14 protein-coding genes are annotated in these 15,760 nt (G+C 64.5%); 7 read left to right on the top strand and 7 right to left on the bottom strand.

Going from position 1 to position 15,760, the window contains the following annotated elements:
- Window positions 1-49: 49 nt before the first annotated feature.
- Window positions 50-889, bottom strand: a complete 840-nt coding sequence (locus D3D02_RS11390; protein WP_121570113.1) for a CDP-alcohol phosphatidyltransferase family protein — start codon at window positions 887-889, stop codon at window positions 50-52.
- Entirely contained in the window at window positions 886-2,973 is a 2,088-nt protein-coding gene (locus tag D3D02_RS11385; RefSeq protein WP_121570112.1) for an aldo/keto reductase, read from the bottom strand. Before D3D02_RS11385 ends, D3D02_RS11390 begins: the two co-directional genes overlap by 4 nt.
- 138 nt (window positions 2,974-3,111) lie before the next feature.
- Between D3D02_RS11385 and D3D02_RS11380 the strand changes: the two genes are divergently transcribed.
- Both D3D02_RS11380 and D3D02_RS11375 read left to right on the top strand, forming a co-directional pair.
- A complete protein-coding gene (locus D3D02_RS11380; protein ID WP_121570111.1) occupies window positions 3,112-4,254 on the top strand; it encodes a glycosyltransferase in 1,143 nt (380 codons plus the stop codon).
- Between the two features lie 26 nt (window positions 4,255-4,280).
- A complete protein-coding gene (locus D3D02_RS11375; RefSeq protein WP_121570110.1) occupies window positions 4,281-4,679 on the top strand; it encodes a hypothetical protein in 399 nt (132 codons plus the stop codon).
- On the opposite strand, the gene eif1A is transcribed toward D3D02_RS11375, so the two are convergent.
- The 3 genes from eif1A to D3D02_RS11360 all read right to left on the bottom strand — a co-directional run bounded on the left by eif1A (window position 4,680) and on the right by D3D02_RS11360 (window position 8,654).
- A complete protein-coding gene (gene eif1A / locus D3D02_RS11370; RefSeq protein WP_121570109.1) occupies window positions 4,680-4,964 on the bottom strand; it encodes a translation initiation factor eIF-1A in 285 nt (94 codons plus the stop codon). It abuts the gene before it with no gap.
- Window positions 4,965-5,044: 80 nt separating this feature from the next.
- Complete coding sequence (locus D3D02_RS11365) at window positions 5,045-7,549, bottom strand: methyl-accepting chemotaxis protein (RefSeq protein WP_121570108.1); 2,505 nt, start codon at window positions 7,547-7,549, stop codon at window positions 5,045-5,047.
- 451 nt (window positions 7,550-8,000) lie between these two features.
- Entirely contained in the window at window positions 8,001-8,654 is a 654-nt protein-coding gene (locus tag D3D02_RS11360; protein WP_121570107.1) for an AIM24 family protein, read from the bottom strand.
- Between the two features lie 142 nt (window positions 8,655-8,796).
- Here D3D02_RS11360 and D3D02_RS11355 point away from each other — a divergent pair, with 142 nt between their 5' ends.
- Window positions 8,797-10,008, top strand: a complete 1,212-nt coding sequence (locus D3D02_RS11355; protein ID WP_121570106.1) for an APC family permease — start codon at window positions 8,797-8,799, stop codon at window positions 10,006-10,008.
- A 6-nt stretch (window positions 10,009-10,014) separates the two neighbouring features.
- Here D3D02_RS11355 and D3D02_RS11350 read toward each other — a convergent pair whose 3' ends face one another.
- Complete coding sequence (locus D3D02_RS11350) at window positions 10,015-11,025, bottom strand: aldo/keto reductase (protein WP_121570105.1); 1,011 nt, start codon at window positions 11,023-11,025, stop codon at window positions 10,015-10,017.
- Between the two features lie 62 nt (window positions 11,026-11,087).
- Window positions 11,088-12,566: an AMP phosphorylase gene (locus D3D02_RS11345; protein ID WP_121570104.1), complete on the bottom strand. Its 1,479-nt coding sequence runs from the start codon at window positions 12,564-12,566 to the stop codon at window positions 11,088-11,090.
- 202 nt (window positions 12,567-12,768) lie between these two features.
- Here D3D02_RS11345 and D3D02_RS20645 point away from each other — a divergent pair, with 202 nt between their 5' ends.
- The 4 genes from D3D02_RS20645 to D3D02_RS11330 all read left to right on the top strand — a co-directional run bounded on the left by D3D02_RS20645 (window position 12,769) and on the right by D3D02_RS11330 (window position 15,632).
- Complete coding sequence (locus D3D02_RS20645; protein ID WP_158599357.1) at window positions 12,769-12,942, top strand: hypothetical protein; 174 nt, start codon at window positions 12,769-12,771, stop codon at window positions 12,940-12,942.
- 1 nt (window position 12,943) lies between these two features.
- A complete protein-coding gene (locus D3D02_RS11340; protein ID WP_121570103.1) occupies window positions 12,944-13,933 on the top strand; it encodes a sodium:calcium antiporter in 990 nt (329 codons plus the stop codon).
- A 413-nt stretch (window positions 13,934-14,346) separates the two neighbouring features.
- Complete coding sequence (locus D3D02_RS11335; RefSeq protein WP_121570102.1) at window positions 14,347-15,222, top strand: ParA family protein; 876 nt, start codon at window positions 14,347-14,349, stop codon at window positions 15,220-15,222.
- Window positions 15,219-15,632: a hypothetical protein gene (locus D3D02_RS11330; protein WP_121570101.1), complete on the top strand. Its 414-nt coding sequence runs from the start codon at window positions 15,219-15,221 to the stop codon at window positions 15,630-15,632. Before D3D02_RS11335 ends, D3D02_RS11330 begins: the two co-directional genes overlap by 4 nt.
- The last annotated feature ends 128 nt before the right edge of the window (window positions 15,633-15,760 follow it).

Raw genomic sequence — 15,760 nt, 5'->3', positions numbered from 1 at the left:
GCAATCGTCACGCACCGAATCGCACGCAGTCGTGCGATTGGCTGTGTGATCAGTTGTAAACGCTACTATAGATAGCGCCGCGTGGCAGCCGCCCGGAAACGACTAGGTAATCCCGGACGAAGACGGCGAGCGAGGGCGCGAGAACGGCCGCCGCGAGTGGACGGACGAGCGCGAACGAGAGCAGCGGCGAGAGCGCGAGCGTGATAAACGCCATCTGGAGACCCGCGAGCGGCCGGCGAACGACGCTGTCGGGGAGGTCGTAGACGGGCTGGCCGCGCCGACGACGCAGTCCGCGACCGAGTTTGAACAGATATCGCGCCGCCGACAGCGACAGGTACCAGATCGGGAGTTGTCCCCACAGTACCGCGACGACGGGCGCGACGAGGAAGCCCGTCGTGTCGAACGCCATATCGAGTTTCGCGCCGAGCAGGGTCGTCCGGCCGGTCCGCCGGGCGAGGAAGCCGTCGACGAAGTCAAGCGCACAGCCGGCGCCGTAGAGGAGCGCCGGCAGCCACGCGACCTGTGGCGTGGGCGAGACCGCGCCGAAGCCAGCGAGCGCCGCGAACAGCACGCCGCGGGCGAGCGTCACGAGGTTCGGCGCACCGAGCGACTCGTACACTGATTCCCTGCCTGCGGTTTCGTCAGGTCGATTCGCGTCCAGGTGCCGGTAAGTGAACCACAGTTCGAAGCCCGCGACGGTCGTCGCGGGGACGATCCACTGGATCGCGGCCGGCGGAAGCGCAGCGAGCGGCGCCGCCAACAACACTGCCGCGTCTTCGATACCGAGTGCGAGCGCCGCTGCGCCGCCGGCGGTGAGGACGACGGTCGTCACGGCGACCGCAGCCCACTCGCGCTGGAGCGCCGCCGGGACCGTCCGCGCGTCAGTCACCGTTCGAACTCCGGATCTTCGAGCGTCGCCAGGCGGTCGCGGTCGGCGTCGGTGAGCCGGAGCCGCGCGGCCGCGAGGTTGGCGGCGACGTGGTCGGGGTCGTTGCTGGCGGGGATCGGGACGACGCCGCGGTCGACGTGGTATGCGACGGCGACTGCTGCGGGCGAGACGTCGTTTTCATCCGCAATTTCGGCGAGAACGGGCTCGTCGAGCAGTCCCGGCGCGGACAGCGGCGAGTGCGCGAGTACCCGGATGCCGCGGGCGTGACACGCCTCGATCAGGTCGGTGCGGGGGCGATACGGGTGCGATTCGACCTGTACGATGGCTGGGGGCACACGCGCGGATCCGAGGATGGTCTCCAGTTGGGGGAGCGAAACGTTGCAGACGCCGAGCGATCGGGTGAGACCACGGTCGTAGAGGGCCTCCATCCGTTCCCACGTCCCCGTGAGCGACACGTCGGCGGTTTCGGGAGCCCCGTCGGCGTCGGTCGGGAACGTCAGCGCTTCCTGTTCGGCCGGCGGCAGCGACGCGAGGTCCGAGAGCGGCCCCTGATAGGCCCACGCGTCGGGCCAGTGGAGCAGATACGCGTCAAGTGCGTCGATACCGAGTTCCGCGAGCGTTCCCTCGCAGGCCTCCGCGACGTGCTCGTGATTCGTGTTCCAAACCTTGCTGAGGAGAAAGAGCCCCTCGCGGTCGGGCGCGCCGGGCGAGTCGAGAAGGTCGCCGATCCGCGATTCGTTGCCGTACAGCTCGGCCGAATCGAACAGCCGGTAGCCCGCATCAAGCGCGGTCGCGATCGACTCGATTCGATCGACGTACTCGCCGTCGCGGTAGCGAGAACAGCCGAAGCCGACCGGCGGCAGTCGAATCGCGGCGTCACGGGTCGTCGGGGACGAGTCGGAGTCTGCCTGTCGGAATCCGGGAGTCAGAGCGTCAGTGCGCCGCGTCCCGGGCGTCGAAGTGTCAGCGCGTCGTGACCCGGACATTGAATCGAGAGCGCCCGCGTGGCGCGCGATCGGCCGGACCGGCGGAGCCGAGAGTGCCTCGGTCTCGGGAGGCGCGGTCCACTCGCCCGCGACGGGAATCGGGCCGCCGTCCTCGGCCGCGCGCTCGATGGCGTTACAGACAGCCACCACGTGAGCGGCACGACGGGCCCCTGCAGTCGAGCGGTCGCCGCGTTCGACACCCGCAGCGAGCCGTTCCGGCCCCGCGAGGTACCGCCGTTCTCGACGGGGTGACGGGTGCGGGGCCGCGACGTAGGAGCGACCCGCGCCACCGACGGAGACGGTGCCGCGCTCGGCGGCGAGCGCGCCGCTGTCTGCGAGATACAGCGAGCCGTCGTCGCCGTGGAGTTCGAGGCTGTTGAACTCGCGGCTTCGATGGGGCGCATACAGGCTCGCAGTGAGGCGGATCACGGGACCGGACTCGAATGCGACCGTCGCCTCGACGTGCGCCGGTCGGGAGGGTTCGCGCTCCTCACGGTCGGGCCAGACGTCGAGTGCGTCGGCGCGCCGAACGCGCTCGACTGGACCGAACCAGGACACCAGGAGCGACAGCGGATAGACGGCGCCGTCGTACAGCGGGCCGACAGCGAGAAACGAACCGGGCGAGTCGTGCCACTCGGTCACGCGCCCGACGTGGGCGTGGGCGTACCCCAGTCGGATCGGCCCGAATCGGCCGTCGCCGAGGAGCGACCGGGCGTGACGCTGGGCGTCACAGCGGTGATTGATCGGCGCACAGCCGAGCGCCACCTCTCGCTCCGCGGCCATCGCCACGAGGTCGGCGGCGCGGTCGGCGTCGAGTGCGAGCGGTTTCTCGCTGAAGACGTGACGATCTGCGCGGAGGCAGTGTTCCGTCACGTCGGCGTGGGCGGCGTGGCTCGTGAGGTTCACGACGAGCGGCACCGACTCGGCGGCGAGCAACTCTTCGACGTCGGCGTACGCCGTGGCTCCGTGAGCGCTCGCCAGCGTCTCGGCCCGGGTGAGATCGAGATCGCAGACGGCGGCTAGCTCCAGTGACGACTCCGCGAGACCAGCGGCGTACTTTCGAGCGACAGCGCCGGCGCCGACGAACGCGCACTCCATCGACGGCCGTTCGGAGGGAGGGGTCAAAAGCGCGCTGGCGATTCGACGGGCGGCAGCGAGAACTGGGCCGCCCAGCAGGCGGCCGGAAACGGTACTTCGGCCCAACGGACTATAACGGAAGCCGAGCCAAGGTGACCTATGGCCCGGATCGCCGTCCTGCACAACACGCTCGACTTCCAGGGCGGGGCCGACGTCGTCTGCCTGTCCGTCTGTGCGGCACTCCAGCGCGAGCACGACGTCACGCTGTATACGCTCTCGGAGACGACGCCGAGAGCGCTCGCAGAGCGGTTCGAGATCGACCTCGACGCGGACGCGCTCGACGTGCGGGTGCCGCGCGGGGGCGTCACCGTCGCGCGCACCCTATCGGCCGCCGCACCGGCGATCGGTCCACAGCTCGCGTTTCGGAGCGTGCTGCTGCGTGCGGTCTTCGAGCGCGACGCGGCGCCGTTCGATCTCGCTGTCAGCACCGCGAACGAACTGTCGCTGTCGATCCCGTCGGTCCAGTACGTACACTACCCGCAGTTCGGCGCACACCGATCGAGGGATGCGGCTGCGAGCCCGCTCGACCGGCTCTGGAGCTATCTCGCCGGCCCCGAACGCGCGGGGCTCGTCGACCGAGAGCGTGCAGCGTTCGCCGGCAACGTGACGCTGCTCGCGAACTCGGCGTGGACGGCCGACGTCGTCGCCGATCGCTACGGCGTCACGCCGACCGTCCTCCACCCGCCGGTCGATCCCATCGACGCCGGCCGGGACTGGCGCGACCGGGAGGACGGCGTCGTCGTGGTCGGCCGGCTCGCCCCCGACAAGCGGGCGTTGGCGGCAATTCGGGTCGTCGACGGCGTCCGCGAGCGGGGGCGCGACCTGCATCTCCACATTGTTGGGTCCGCACCGCGCGCCTATCGGCAGTACGCCAGGCGGGTCGCGGCCGCCGCGGCCGAGCGGTCGTACGTCACCGTCGAACGCGACGCGTCCAGAGAGCGGCTCGAATCGTTGCTGGGGACGCACAAGTACGGGCTGAACCTCAAACCCGAGGAGCACTTCGGGATGTCCGTCGCGGAGTACGTCGCCGCCGGAATGGTCGCGTTCGCCCCCGACAGCGGCGGACAGCGGGAGGTCCTGGACGAGCGCGACGATCGGCTGTTCGGGTCGGAAAATGAGGCAGTCGACCTGCTCGTCGCCGCAGTCGACGCCGACGACCCGCCAGCGCTGCCAGCAGATCGCTTCGCTGCGGCCCGATTCCGTGGTGAAATCCGCCGTGTCGTCGACCGAGCCCTACATTGAAGTCCATCTGCGACCATTGTGAAGGTATGGCAACACAAACAGCAGGAGCGACTTCACTACACACCGACTCGCTCACCGGTATGCACTGGCTCGGCATCGGACTGGCTGCGGTGACCGGCCTACTCCACCTAGCGCTGGGTGTGGCGTTCCTCGCCTCCGATTCGCTGACGAATCCGCTCGCCTGGTCGTTCATCATCGCCGGCATCGGCTTCGCGGGCGGCATCGCGGCCGTATTGACGGACTTCCATCGACGGCAGATGTATCTGCTCGGCATTCCGTTCACCGCAGGACAGATCGTCGCGTGGTACTTCGTCAACGCCCCGGACTTCTCGCCGCCGGGACTGTTCGATAAAGTCGTTCAGTTACTGTTGATCGCCGTCCTGGTCGTGCTGTATCGCCGACCGGAATCGGCGCCAGGGCGGTAACTACTCGATGTGGCCTTCTTCGCGGAGCTGCTCGGCGTCCTGCTCGGAGTAGCGCCACTCGATGTTGGCCTTCTCGTCCTGCCAGTCCCAGGGTTCGACGAGGACGACGTCGCCCTCGTTGATCCACGTTCGGTACTTCATTCGGCCGGGAATCCGGCCCATCCGATTCTCACCGTCGGCACAGCGAACGCGAACGTGGTTGCCACCGTTGTGTTCGGTGACGACAGCAAACAGCTCCTCTCCGTGGGGCATCCGTAGGTTGCGACGCCCTGATTCTTCAGTCACAACGGAGGTACGACGGGAGGACGGATAAATTACCGGTTCCAGTGTGCGAAGTGCTACACTGCAGGGTGGGATGAGTTACCTTACCGGTCGTCGACCGCTCCGGTAGAGAAGTCGAACCCGCCGTCGGACACCGCTGGATCGGCGCCACCCCCCGCCGACTCGTCGCTCCCGGCCGACGTCGCATCGTCGATACGAGCCGAGACATCGGTGCCCCCGGCGCTGCTGTCGCCCCGTTCGTCACCGATAGTGAACTGCGAGAGCAGGTGCTGGAGTTCGTCGGCCTCCTGTGCGAGCGTCTGGGTGCTCTGTGCGACCTGCGTGAGCGAGGAAGCCTGCTCCTCGGCAGCCGCGGAGACGTTGGCGGACTCTCCGCTCACCTGTTCGGCCCGCTCGGCGACGTCGTCGATCATACTCGCGACTTCCTCTGTCGAGGCCGCCTGGTCGTCGGTGGCGTCGCTGATCTCCTGGATGCTTCGGTTCACTTCCTCGACGTTCGCGGCGATGGCGTCCAGAGAGTCCAGCGCATCCTCGATCGTCTCCGTCCCCGAGGTGACGCGCTCACCCATCTGTTGGATGTCCGTCACCGCATTCGTGGTCGAAGACTGAATGCCGTCGATGAGCGTTTCGACTTCGTCAGTGGCGTCGTCGACCTCGCCGGCCAACTGCTTGATCTCGTCGGCGACGACGGCGAAGCCCTCGCCGGCCTCGCCGGCCCGCGCGGCCTCGATGGACGCGTTCAGCGCCAGCAGGTTGGTCTGTTCTGCGATGTCTGTGATGAGTTCGACGACGTCGCTGATCTCCGCAATCTCGTCGGCGAGCGACTCGATCTCCTCGATCGTCTCCTCGGACTTGGACTCGATCGCGCTCATCTCTTCGACGGCTTCGACGGCGGCCTCCTGGCCCTCCTGGCCGAGGTCGGCCGTCTGCTGTGACGTCGCAGAGATTTCGTTCGCCGAGGAGGCGACCTCCTCGATCGTCCCCGAGAGGTTCTGGGTCTCGCTCGCGACTTCGTTGAGATTCTCCGATTGCGCCTCGGCGTCTGCGGAGATCTCCTGAATCGACTGACTGACCTGTTCGCTGGCGCTCTGGCTCTCTTCGGTGCCAGCGGTGACTTCCTCGCTGGAGGTCGCAACCGCGTCGGCGAACGAGCGAATCTGTGCGAAGGTGTCTTCTAGATCCGCCATCATCGCGTTGAACGTCTCTGCGATGTCGCTCATCGACTCGTTGCGGCTCTGGGGGTCCATTCGTCGCGTGAGATCGCCCTCGGCGGCGTCCTCCATCACCTGCTGGTACGCCGTCGCTTTCGCTTCGAGGTGCGTGTTGAGTTCGTTCGCCTGCGAACGCGCCGATTCGGCGTCCTCAAGCGCGTCGACCACGTTGGTCTTCATCGACTGGACGGCCTCGGTCGCCATCTGAGTCTCCGTGCTGTACTCGGAGATTCGGATCTCTCGGTCCATATCGCCGTCCGCCACGGCGTTCGCGTCGGTCGCGAGCCGTTTTATCGGCCGGGAGAGGCGACGAGAGATGAAGGTGCCGCCGATGAGGACGCCGAGAGCGGCGATTCCGGCGATGCCGAGGATCGATTTCGTGAGCGTCCGTGAGGCCGCGACCATCTCCGCTTGCGGGACGGCCTGCAGGACGTAGTACTCGATGCCGCTGGCGAGTTGGACACGCTGGTACTGCGCGATCCAAGTGTGGCCGTTCCGCTCGAAGCTGACCGAACCGGACGCACCCTGCACAGCGTCCATCGGAACCGTCAGATTGCCCGCGATCGACGTGTTGAACGCGCGCTCGGAGTCGCGGCCGTTGGCGACGTACGCCGCGCCGATGTTCTCACCCTCGGCGTTCGTGTACGCCGGGTCGACCATCATTCCGTACCCGGAGCCGTTAGTTCCGAGGCTACGGACGGGTTGGGTGATCTGTGTCGCCTCGTAGTTGATGATCACGAGGCCGACACGTTCGCCGTCGACAACCAGCGGGGTGGCATACCGGATCGCCGGCGAGTCCGTCGCGCGGGCGATATTGATCGATGAGACGTACACGCCGTCGCTTTCGACAGTCTGCTCGACGACGATGTCTTCGAACCACTGCTTGTCGCCTTTGTAGTCCGACGCGTCCTCCTCGCCGAGTTTATAGCCCGAGAGGACGTTGCCGTCCTTCCAGAACACGCGGATCATATCGATATTCGGGTTCTGTGAGGCGACTTTCGCGAAGAACTGCTGGGTGTTCTGATACGACTGCGTATCGCCCAGTAGCTGTGGGTAGACTTCCCCCCGTTCGAATGCGTCAGTGCGGCCGTCGATAGTGTCATTCTGATACCGATGCCGCGCCAACTCCCGGACGTACGGGTTCGTCGCGACCACCCGCACCTGTCGCTTGTAGAACTCAGAGCGCGTCTGGAGGTTGTTCGAGACGCCCTCTAACTGCTTTTGCTGCGCAGTCGTGGATTTCTCCGCCAGTGCGTCCGATGCCTGCGTGTGAGCGATCGCAGTCGTCGCGCCCAGCGGAAGGAGACTCGCGACGAGGATGACCAGAACGATTTTGAACTCGAATCGGTTGGTGATACCGCGAACCTTATCGCGCATTCTCTATCTGATTCCTCGGAAAGAGCGCTGTGCTCTGGATGGTTGCACGTCGATTCATTTTCGAACTGTGAGGCTTGGCACCGACGACATCCCCTGCAACGTCGCCGGCCGCCGACTGCAAGTCGAACCAGGCCGGATGGCTCCCCCAAACCTCGCTGTCGCCGTTTCGAGACACGATAATAGGAAGCGAAAGGTACCTCTATTTATCAGTTGATCCCTGGTTACAGACTTTGATAATTTTGAGAGTGGTGCGGAAATCTGACACAACAGGTCGGAGGGCCCGATATTCAGGGCAATGGAAAGCGCAGGCGGACACGGATCTCACGACTGACTCGGAAGGAAATCAACTCCGATAGCCAGACCCGGCAGTCAAGAGGGGGTTGTCGAAGCAGTCGAAGCGTGCTACAAGAGAAATCGATCGCGGGCGAGAGACCGGGGCTTCGGGCAGTCGTTACAGTTCTTCGTACGGCTGGACGACGACGAAGCCGTCCGGCCCCTCGAAGTTCATCTGATACCGTTCGCCCGATTCCTGCCCGACCATATCCGAGAGGCTCCGGTTCACCTGCACGTTCGGGGACGTTTTGCTCCACGCGACCGTCGCGCTCGGGTCGGTGGCGACCGGCGGTTCGAGCACGATCGGGTCACCGTGCGTCGTGATCGCGACGTAACCCGGTCCCTGGAGGAAGACGTTGGTGAAACCGCCAGCGAGCGACCCGGCGAGGCTGTCGATCGTGCTGATCTCGTAGGAGACGCGCGACTCGAACGCGAGGACGTCCTCGCCGTTCACAGTGATCGCGTCGTCGTCGTCCAGTTCGAGTACCTGGACCTTCTTCTGGCTGTCTGCGAGGTAGACGTGGCCGTCGCCCTCGACGGTCATCACGGGCGTGCCTTCGCCGGACGCGGCCTCCTTGAGGAAGCCCGTGATGCCGCCCTCGGCGGAGGCGCGGCCGGTGAACGAGAGATCGCCAGTATACGCGACCATCGATCCGGCTTTCGCCATCACGTCGTCGTCGACGGTGACGTCGAGCGTGTAGCTGTTTTCGAGTTGGAACCGTTCGTCGGACGTTTCGGGGACGTGTTCGGATTTGAATTGTTCGACGTTCATCGAATCACTGAGCCGAGTTCAGGGCGGCTCAGGTTCGATGTTGACTCGATGGCAAAAGAAGGTACGGGAAATCGGGGGAAGCGACGGAAATGGCGTGGTGCGGCAGCGTGTTTTATACATTACGCGAATGACATAATAACCGATGTCAGAGCTACGTCGGGAGCTCGGCCTCTCGGAGACGGTCGTGTACGGCGTCGGGTTGATCCTCGGGGCAGGGATTTACGCGATTCTCGGCGAAGCGACGGGCGTGACCGGCGGGTCGATCGTCTTCTCGTTCTTGCTCGCTGCCGTGATCGCCGCGCTGACGGGACTGAGTTACGCCGAACTCGCCTCGCTCTTTCCGAAGGCCGAAGGCGACTACATCTACGTCCGTGAAGCGTTCGATCGGGAGTTCGTCTCCGACGTCACGGCGGCAGGGCGGCTGTTTATGGGCGTCATCTCCTCGGCGGCGGTCGCGCTGGCGTTCTCGGGCTATCTCTCGAGTTTCGTCGAAATCCCGGCGGTGCCGGTCGCCGTACTCTTGGTCCTCGTGATGGCCGCGGTCAACTACTGGGGGATCGAACTCTCGACGAAGATCAACATCGTCTTCACCGGCATCGAGGTGCTGGGGCTGCTGATCATCATCTGGATCGCGCGGGGCTCTTGGGGAGATGCGCAGGTTTTTCAGGCGCCTAACGGCCTGTTCGGCGTCGTCCAGGCGTCGTTCCTGATCTTCTTCGCGTACCTCGGATTCGGCTCGATCGTGAATCTCTCCGAGGAGACCGAGAACGCGACGGTGACGATTCCGCGCGCGATCGTCCTCGCGGTCGGCATCACGACGGTACTCTACGTCCTTGTCGGCCTGTCGGCCGTCTCTCTGGTCGACTGGCAGGTGCTCGGCCGATCTACGTCGCCGCTCGCGGAGGTCGCTCAGGTCGGCTGGGGACCTGTCGGTTCGACGGTACTTGCGGTCATCGCGCTCTTTTCGACGACGAACACGGTGTTGATCCTCCAAATATCGACGTCGCGGCTGCTCTACGGCGTTTCGAAGTCCGAGTATCAAGTGTTCCCCGAGGCCTTCTCCCGCGTTCATCCCGACCGACAGACGCCCCACTACGCGGTCGGGCTGGTCGGACTCGGCACGATCCCGTTCGTCTTCCTCGGCGACATCGGCCTCGTTGCGGGACTGGCGAACGTGATGCTGCTCGTCGTCTTCGTGATCGTGAACGCGGCGCTGTTGAAACTCCGGTATTCGCGGCCCGAGGCCGATCGAGGATTTCGGACGCCGTTCAACGTCGGAAAGCTGTCGTTGACTGCCGTCGGCGGGCTCGTGTCGAGTCTCGGACTGATCGTCTTCTACGTCGCGACCTGGTAGGTCCGCTCACAGGCCGGCGTACGGGCCGGGTTTCGCCGTGGTCAGTCGATCGACCTGGTCGGGCGAGAGGTCGATCGACGCAGCGGCGAGGTTCTCGGTGAGCTGCTCGACCGTCCGCGCCCCGACGATGGGCGCGGTGACGCCGTCGCGGTGCATCAGCCACGCGAGTGCTGTCTGTGCCGGCGTCGCGCCGACCTCCTCGGCGACGGCGTCGAGTTCGTCGTGCACGTCGAAGTTCGTCTCGGTGAGGTACGTCTGGCGGAATCGGCTCGATTCGGCCGACCGCGACTCGCCCGTAAGCCCCTCCTCGCGGGTGTACTTGCCCGTCAGGAAGCCCTGCCCGAGCGGACTCCACGGACAGATCGCCGCGCCGTAAGAGCGCGCCATCTCCAGGTAGTCTCCCTCGATCTCGCGGTCGACGAGGTTGTACCGCGGCTGAAGGACGGTGAACGGCTCCCAGCCCTCCGCGCGGGCGATCTCGTTCGCCTTCGAGACCTTCCAAGCGTTCGGTCGCATCGTCGACGCGCCGAGATAGTGGACTTTGCCGTCTTCGACGAGGCCGTTCAGCGTCTTCAGCAGCTCTCGGGTCGGCGTGTCGTCGTCCCAACGGTGGATGTACAGCACGTCGACGTAGTCAGTGTCGAGTCGGTCGAGGAGGGCGTCGATCCGGTGGCGGACGTTTTTACGGTTCGTCCCCCGGCTGTTGGGGTCGTCCGCGCGGATCTGCCAGTAGATCTTCGAGGCGATCGTGAAGCGTTCGCGGTCCCGTTCGGCGAGCCAGTCGCCGATCCACCGCTCGCTCGCGCCGCCGCCGTAGACGTCCGCGGTGTCGATGAATCGCCCGCCGGCGGCTTCGTAGGCGTCCAGTAGTTCGTGCGCGCGGTCCGCGTCGATTTCGACGTTCCCTTCTTCGGTCTCTTTGCCGAAGCGCCACGTGCCGAACTGGAGTTCGCTCGTCTGCAAGCCGGTGTCGCCGAGTGGGACGAAATCCAGGTCGATGTCTTCGAGAGCACTCATACCCGACGATGATTACGGTGCGGCAGATAAAAGCGCTCGTACCGAGGTTGCGACCGGGGGCGCTACATCTGTTCGATGAGCGCCTCGTCGGGCGGGAGCACACGGACTGGCTTCCGCTGGGTTGCGAACGACACCGCCTGGTCGAGTTTCTCCGCTTTCTCGGCGTAAACCGTCAAGAGCGGATCCCCCTCTTGGACCTTGTCGCCGACGCGGTGCTCGAGACGCACACCGGCGCGGTGGTCTTTCGGGGCCCCGGCCCGCCGCGCGAGTTCGTTCACGTACCGGTTGTCGACGTGCGTGATGACGCCGCTCCGGCCGGCGAGGACCGTCGAATCGTGTGCCCCCGGTTCGAGATCCTCGACTGCGACGTCGGGATCGCCGTTCTGTGCGGCGACGATCTCGCGGAACTTCGCGGCCGCCCGTCCCGACTCGACGATGTCGACCGCCGTCTCGTCGAGGCTTGCCGCGTCGAGGAGGACCTGCGCGAGGCGCTCGCTCTTCACGCGGAGGTCCGGCGGGCCTGAGCCTTCGAGTACCGACAGGACGTCGCGGGCTTCGAGCGTCGGCCCGATCCCGCGCCCGATCGGCTGTTCGCCGCGCGTGATCGTACAGTCGATCTCCATCCCGAGGTTCGTGCCCACGTGACTGAAGTCCTCGGCCATCTCGCGCGCCTCCGAGAGGCTCTCGACTTTGGCGCCTTCGCCGTACGGGATGTCGATGACGACGTTCGTCGCGCCGGCGCTCTTCTTCTTCGAGAGCACGGAGGCGATGACCTGTCCCGGGGGATCGAGCGACAGCGGCGTCTCCGCGCGGATGATCTTGTCGTCGACGGGCGAGAGGTTGACCGCGCCGCCCCAGACGACACAGCCGTTCGTCTCGCCGACGATCGACTTGATCTCTGTGACCGAAAAGTCGACGTCGCAGAACACCTCCATCGTGTCGGCGGTTCCCGCCGCGGACGTCACCGCCCGAGAGGAAGTCTTCGGGATCGTGAGTCCCGCAGCGGCGACGATCGCGACGACGATGGGCGTGACCCGATTCCCCGCCACGCCGCCGATCGAGTGCTTGTCGACGACCAGGTCGCGGTTCCACTCGATCGTCTCGCCGACGTCAACCATTGCATTCGTGAGACACATCGTCTCCTCGCGAGAGAGTCCGTGGGTGTAGACGGCCGAGACGAACGCGCTCAGTTCGACGTCGTTCAGGCGATCGTTGTTGATGTCGCGGACGACGGCATCGAGTTCGCCCATCTCGAGTTCGACGTCGTCGAGTTTCTTCATCAGGTACGCAACGGAGTCCGGCCGCGGCGCGATCGACACTTCCACGGCGCCGGTGATGTGGCCGAGCGGGCGCGTCACACCGAGTGATCCCGGATCGACGAGTTCGTCGGTGACCTCGACAATTCCGGTCGTGACCCGTCCGTCGTGTCGGATTCGGATCCGATCGAGCGGGTGCACACCCAGTTCGCTCGCGTCGAGCGAGTTGAGCAAGACCGTGGGAGACCGCGTGCCGATGTCGATTTCGTCGGCAGTGAGTTCCATACTTCCAATTTGCGTACCGGACTGTAATAGCGTGGGGCTCTGGCGTCTCGATCGGGAGGCCTCGGAGAGTGATAATAAAGCGCTAATTGGTGTATCAGATCGGCTTCTCGGGAGTGTCAAATCTCTCGTGAGGTTCGTCCGCGTAGTGGCAGTTCTGTTGCGAGAGTAAACTTTTCACCGCGGCGACCGTCGGTCGGTACGTATGACCGCAGACGAGACCTGCGAAACGCACGCCTGGGCCTCTGTCGGAGTGGTAAACCGCGAGGGGTCGATCGGCAGGGTGTGGAAGTGCGAACGGTGTCCAGCGTGGTCGGTCGAGCCGTTCGACCCCGACCACGAAACGCCCTGGGTAGACACCTGGCTGGCCGAGCGTTGAGATGGCAGTCGCAGGCGACCTCCTGACGCAGGTCTCGATCGGGGCGGTCGCGCTGTACACGCTCGTGACGGCAGCGAGTCGCGCGATCGATCGATTACTCGCGCTCGCGGAATACTACGACGTCGACGAGGTTCTCGTGGGGCTGACTGTTCTCGCGCTCGGAACGAGCCTACCGGAGATCAGTGCACACCTCATCGCCTCGCTTGGGATCCTCTCGGGCGTTCTCGACTATCAGGTCACCTCGGCAGTCGTCCTCGGTGGGAACACTGGGTCTTCGACCGTCCAACAGTTCCTGCTCGTCGGCGTCCTCCTCATCGGTTACGGGAGCGTCCACCTCACGAAGTCGTTCGTGCGTCAGAGTTACCTCCCAATGCTGGGGGCACTCTTGGCGACGCAGGTGCTCGCGTGGGACGGAACGATCACTCGATTGGACGGCGTCGTACTGTTGCTCCTGTATCTGGCGTACGTCGGAGTCAGAATCGCGCGGCGCGAGCGGACCCAGTCACTTCGGGAGCCACCGAGCGTGAATCCGCGCCGGGACGCGCTGGTCGCTTCGGGCCTGTTGGTCCTGGTGCTGTTGTCGGCGTCACTTATGCTCTCAGTCGTCGAGGTCGTCGTCGAGATGCTGGCACTCGGCGGATCGATGGTGGGTATGATAACGATCGGCGTCGCGGCCGCGCTCCCGGAACTGACGGCCGTGATGGATTCGATCCGGCGCCGGTCGCCGAACGTCGCACTCGGGACGCTGATCGGGAGCAACATTGTCAATCCACTCGTCGGGATCGGATTAGGCGGAGCGCTGTCGACGTACTACGTCCCCGAAGCAGTCGTCCTGTGGGACTTGCCGTTCAAAATCGCCGCTGGGGTGGGACTACTCGGGTGGGTGACCTATCGACGAGGCGGCGACCTCACGCGGACCGAAGGTGGCTATCTGCTGGGTCTGTACTTCGCCTTCGTCGTGGGACGGCTATTGTTGTTCCCCGGTCAGTGACTGGCGAATGGGGATGCGGCCCCCGATTCGGGACGTGAAAAGAGCAAATGTAACGGTCCCTACAGTGAGTGAACATCTTGCCGCTCACTCGTCGTTCACAGTCACTCCCTGAACACGTTGAATGCAACAACCACAGTCTGTAACGACTCACAGTCAGCGAAACAGTTCACGACCTGCATTCATCGTATGTGTTCAGTGAGAGCACCTATAACAGACATCCAAGAATTGTATTCATTAGTTGTGTTCACTGCACCAGTTCATTAGTTGTGTTCACTAAATATAATCATTGAACACATTCAAGAGTGTTATTCGAGAGGTGCATTCAATGGATACAAGCAAGACGTGTATTCAGTAACTACATTCTGGAACGCGTCTGACGAACATTCAAGACGAGGCCACACGATGAACACGATATGCTCGCGTATTCGACGTATAGCGAGGCTGGCGGGGTCGGCAAGACGACGACGGCCGCGAACCTCGCTGTCGCGCACGCACGGGCGGGACTGAAGCCTCTCGTCGTTCCACTCGACCCGCAGGACGGCGACCTCTCGCGCCTCTTTGGCGTCGACGATCAGCGTACCGAATCCGTAGACAACATCGTTCGGCATATGATCCGACGACCGAAGGGCGAGTTCGGAGAGCTGATCCGTACCGTCGAAGGCGTGGATATCGTCCCCGAGCACAATATGCTCTCGGACCTCGCAGAGTACCTCCAGCGAGAGAAAGACCAATCGGAAGCGATGGGTGAAGCGTTCGGGATCCACGCGCAGCTCCTTCGAGTGCTTCGGGAGGCGGGCGTCCCCGACGAGTACGACGTCCTCATTTGTGACCCGCCGGCGACAGAGGGGCCGCACCTCTACAACGCGATCAACGCGACGCGGTCACTCGTCATTCCGGTCGAGCCGAGCGCGAAAGGCGAGGCCGCCGTCGAGGGACTCGAAGAACTCGTCTCCGGATTCGAAGAGCAACTGGACGTTCAGGTCGGCGTGCTGGCTGCGATCCCGATCGGGTTCAAGAACACGCGCGATCAGCGGTCGATCCTCGAGGGCATCGACTACCCGGTGCCGGAAGTCGTCGGCGAGCGCGCGTCGTTGATGGAAGGCTGTTGGATGCAACAGTGTTCGGCCTTCGAGTACGTTCGCGAGCACCGCGACCGTCGCCGCGACTACGAGATCGAGACGCTCGCGAAGTTCGATCGGCTGGCGCGACACCTCGAAGCGGAGGTCGGCGTCGACGCGCCGAACCCACCAGAGCCTGGTGACGTCGACCACGAGGTGATGACCGTATGACGGGTATGAAGCGCGGCGCCGGCGAAGACCCCTTCGCCGACGACGGCGGCGACGACGCCACGACAGACCAAACCGCCAGATCGGAGACAAGCGGATCATCGGAGTCCGCAGCGAGCGAGGGATCGTCGCCTGCGTCCGAAGGCCGGGACAACTCGTCGCAGCGGTCGATGCAGATTCCGTACAAATTCCGCCGCGACGGCGTTCAGGACGGTCGGAACCGCGTCCCGCTCTTTCTCCAGCCGGAGACGAAAACCGCAGAGCGCGATACGCTTCGCGACCTAGAGGACCACTTCGACGACGACGTCTCGCTAACGGACCTCCGCGAGGCACTCGTGATGGTTGGACTCGACCACCTCGACGAGGTCGAGGCCAAACTGGAGGAGTGGGGATACGGGATGACATTCGAGTAAGCAGAGAAGCGGTCCTACCACAGTCGCGCTGTGCTGTGAGTTCTAAATCCGTACATTGGTCACATATAGTAGTACAATATATATCTGATACGAATTTTTCGAGTTGTTCGTCGAAGCCAGGAGATCTC

Origin of the sequence: Halobellus sp. Atlit-38R (genome assembly GCF_003665925.1) — an archaeon.
Lineage (GTDB): Archaea > Halobacteriota > Halobacteria > Halobacteriales > Haloferacaceae > Haloquadratum > Haloquadratum inordinatus.
The sequence above is the reverse complement of the archived record's forward strand: the minus strand, read 5'-3'. Positions and strand labels throughout refer to the sequence as shown.